6 protein-coding genes are annotated in these 3,067 nt (G+C 46.1%); 4 read left to right on the top strand and 2 right to left on the bottom strand.

Annotated elements, in window-relative coordinates:
• Positions 1 to 102 precede the first annotated feature (102 nt).
• Both B3O33_RS13585 and B3O33_RS13580 read left to right on the top strand, forming a co-directional pair.
• Positions 103 to 648 (top strand): cytochrome b, encoded by a 546-nt coding sequence (locus B3O33_RS13585; protein ID WP_292359845.1) that lies wholly within the window; start codon positions 103 to 105, stop codon positions 646 to 648.
• A gap of 16 nt (positions 649 to 664) precedes the next feature.
• On the top strand, positions 665 to 1,234 hold the full coding sequence (locus B3O33_RS13580) for a YceI family protein (protein ID WP_292359844.1): 570 nt from the start codon (positions 665 to 667) through the stop codon (positions 1,232 to 1,234).
• Positions 1,235 to 1,243: 9 nt separating this feature from the next.
• Here B3O33_RS13580 and B3O33_RS13575 read toward each other — a convergent pair whose 3' ends face one another.
• Together B3O33_RS13575 and B3O33_RS13570 are read right to left on the bottom strand one after the other, a co-directional pair.
• Positions 1,244 to 1,483, bottom strand: coding sequence for a hypothetical protein (locus B3O33_RS13575; RefSeq protein WP_292359843.1), 240 nt, complete (start codon positions 1,481 to 1,483; stop codon positions 1,244 to 1,246).
• A 15-nt stretch (positions 1,484 to 1,498) separates the two neighbouring features.
• On the bottom strand, positions 1,499 to 1,627 hold the full coding sequence (locus B3O33_RS13570) for a hypothetical protein (RefSeq protein WP_292359841.1): 129 nt from the start codon (positions 1,625 to 1,627) through the stop codon (positions 1,499 to 1,501).
• Between the two features lie 78 nt (positions 1,628 to 1,705).
• Between B3O33_RS13570 and tsaB the strand changes: the two genes are divergently transcribed.
• Complete coding sequence (gene tsaB / locus B3O33_RS13565) at positions 1,706 to 2,395, top strand: tRNA (adenosine(37)-N6)-threonylcarbamoyltransferase complex dimerization subunit type 1 TsaB (protein WP_292359840.1); 690 nt, start codon at positions 1,706 to 1,708, stop codon at positions 2,393 to 2,395.
• Positions 2,392 to 3,067, top strand: a 676-nt coding sequence (cmoA, locus tag B3O33_RS13560) for a carboxy-S-adenosyl-L-methionine synthase CmoA (RefSeq protein WP_292363822.1), incomplete at its 3' end; no start/stop codon positions are given. The genes tsaB and cmoA, both read left to right, overlap by 4 nt.

The following is a 3,067-nucleotide window of genomic DNA, read 5'->3' as shown; positions in this document are numbered from 1 at the left end:
CAGCAGTGGTGGATATGAAAGATCAACAAGCCCTAGATGGAACCCAGCCATCAAAAGCTGGGTCAGATATGCATTCTGATAGTTTCCTATGGAGAGGAATAAATGCGTTTAACCAATACTCCTGAACGTTATGGTCTGATCAGTATCTTGCTCCACTGGTCAGTCGCATTGCTGACGATTGGTTTATTCATCCTCGGATTATGGATGGTTGATCTTGGTTATTATGATGACTGGTACTATCAGGCACCCTGGTGGCATAAAGGCCTTGGATTTATCGTCTTTATATTAGTCATTCTGCGTTGGATCTGGCGTCCGGTTGCAGGTAAACCCGCCTCGATTGAATCAATACCTGTCTGGCAACAATGGATGGCTAAAGTAGCTCATCAATTGATGAATATTGCCATTGTTGTATTGACTGTCACGGGATATCTGATTGTCACCGCGAAAGGTCAGCCTCTGGGAATTTTCGACTGGTTCAATATCCCTTCCATCACGCAATTGAGTGTCCCGACCAGTGAGCTGGTGAGCAAGCTGCATTTATGGTCTGCCTATTTCATTATCGGGTTGGCTTCTCTCCATGCGCTGGCCGCATTAAAACATCATTTCATCAATAAGGACGCCACTTTGCGTCGCATGCTTAATCTTTAAACCAACAGGAGTTACCATGAAAAAAACCATCTTTGCTTTGGCGATGAGTACGGCTTTTATATTACCCGCGCAGGCGGCTGATTATGTGATTGATACGGAAAAAGCTCATGCGTTTATTGATTTCCGCATTCAGCATCTAGGCTTCAGCTGGATGAGCGGGCGTTTTAATGACTTTGAAGGGACATTCAACTATGACGCAGAAAACCCGGAAGCATCAAAAATTGATGTGAAGATTGATGTTGCCAGTGTGGATACCAACTTTGCTGAACGTGATAAGCACTTGCGTGAACAATTTCTGAACACGGCCCAGCATCCCGAAGCACGCTTTACTTCAACCAGCTTTGAGCAGCAGGCAGATGGCACTTTATTAATGAAAGGTGATTTCACCTTGCATGGCGTGACCAAACCGATGACTATTCCGGTGGAAAAAATTGGTGAAGGTGAAGATCCATGGGGTGGTTACCGTGTGGGGTTCCATGGTGAAACCAGCTTTATCATTGAAGATTATGGCATTGATGTCAGCAAGCTGGGACCAAGCTCGCAGGAAGTCTTTCTGACCTTGTCTATTGAAGGCATCAGACAGTAACTGAATAAATTACTCTTGACTGGCTAGCGCGTACAAACGCTCCAGTTCGTCATCTAAACTGTTTGCTGGTACAACTTCGTGACCTCGGTTGTACCAGTAAGCAGCATTAGACATATCGCCTTCAATTCGATGCAAGTAACCATGAATCAAGCATGCCATCGGATCATTGTATTGCTGAATAAGCTGGTGAGCGCTATTCCAGTCTTTTTCGCGAATGTTATCCAGTGCTTGCAGATGTATGACGCTCATTGGTTTCCTCGCTATTTATGACTGCCAGGTAACACTACCCAGCATCAGCAAACTACCCACTACTGCGAAAGGTGATGTTACCACCACAAACAACAGTTTCATCAGTTCACGAAAAATATAGATGGAATCAGCGATATAACCCATAGCGAACCTCCTTTGTAGTCGACGGTTGAATTATAATGCGCGTCTATGACGTTCAAATGACATGATGATGACCAGCCAATGAATTTGCTTGCCCTTGATACCAGTACCGAAAGTTGTTCTGCCGCAATAACCATTAACGGCGTGTTGTATCAGCAGCAGCAAATGACTCAGCGGGGTCACTCAACCCTAATACTGGGGATGCTTGATCAGCTTTTCAAGCAAGCAGATGCGTCAATCGCTGATATTGACGCATTGGCATTCGGGCACGGCCCCGGCTCGTTTACCGGGGTTAGAATCGGGGTGGGGGTTGCTCAAGGAATTGCGTTTGCTCGTGAGCTTCCGGTTATTCCAGTCTCGACTTTAGCAGCAGTCGCCCAGGCTGCTGCTTATGAGCAGACCCAACAACACAATATAGCGGTGGCGATGGATGCGCGGATGGATGAAATCTATGCAGCCAGTTTTCAGGTACAAGGTGGGAGCGTTGTGCTGCTGGGTGAAGAAAAAGTCTGTCCGGCAGAACAATTCCTGCCAGCTAATACTGAGATGTGGTTTGGTGCTGGCACTGGCTGGCAAGTTTATGCAGATACATTGCAAAGCAATTTTTCCGGACAGTTAATTGGTCAGCAACCTGATATTTATCCGCAAGCAGCGATTATTTTGAAACTTGCCGAGCAATTATACGCACGGGGCGAATATGTCAGTGCGGAAAAAGCTTTACCCGTTTACCTGCGCAACGATGTGGCCAAAAAGAAGGCGCAACAGGGATGATCAAAAAAGCCGATAACATTTTTGCTTCACCGCTGGAACAGATGGTGGACTTTCGCTTTGATGAGCGCGTGGTGGATGTATTTCCCGATATGATCCAGCGTTCGGTACCAGGCTATGGCACCCTGATTTCCAATATTGGCATTCTGGCCGCTCGATATGCTCAGGCAAACAGCAGATGCTATGACCTGGGCAGTTCATTAGGAGCGGTTACTTTATCAATGCGCCAGCGTATAAAAGCTGAAGGCTGTCAGATAATTGCGGTTGATAATTCGGCCGCAATGATTGAACGAGCAGAGAAAATCATTGGGGCTGATAATAATCGAGTACCGGTTGAGCTGCGCTGTGAAGATATTAACCAGACGCTTATTGAAAATGCCTCAGTAGTGGTGATGAATTTTACGCTGCAGTTTATTGCACCAGATTTACGCGATGAGTTGATTGATAAAATCTATCAGGGCTTGAAACCCGGTGGTGTATTTATCCTGTCGGAAAAACTGGCTTTTGACAGTGATGCGCAACAGATTTTTTTTACTGAAGCACATCATGATTTCAAACGCGCTAATGGCTACAGTGATCTGGAAATCAGCCAGAAACGCAGCGCCCTGGAAAATGTATTAATCCCCGAGACTCAGACAGCACATCAGCAACGTCTCAGCCAGGCGGGTTTTTCCA

The sequence above is a fragment of the Methylophaga sp. UBA1464 genome, from assembly GCF_002325665.1.
GTDB lineage: Bacteria > Pseudomonadota > Gammaproteobacteria > Nitrosococcales > Methylophagaceae > Methylophaga.
This window is presented reverse-complemented; position numbering and strand designations above follow the sequence as displayed.

Coding starts and splice junctions, on each gene's coding strand:
- B3O33_RS13585 (WP_292359845.1), top strand. CDS start 103: ATGCGTTTAACCAATACTCCTGAACGTTATGGTCTGATCAGTATCTTG.
- B3O33_RS13580 (WP_292359844.1), top strand. CDS start 665: ATGAAAAAAACCATCTTTGCTTTGGCGATGAGTACGGCTTTTATATTA.
- B3O33_RS13575 (WP_292359843.1), bottom strand. CDS start 1,483: ATGAGCGTCATACATCTGCAAGCACTGGATAACATTCGCGAAAAAGAC.
- B3O33_RS13570 (WP_292359841.1), bottom strand. CDS start 1,627: ATGGGTTATATCGCTGATTCCATCTATATTTTTCGTGAACTGATGAAA.
- tsaB (WP_292359840.1), top strand. CDS start 1,706: ATGAATTTGCTTGCCCTTGATACCAGTACCGAAAGTTGTTCTGCCGCA.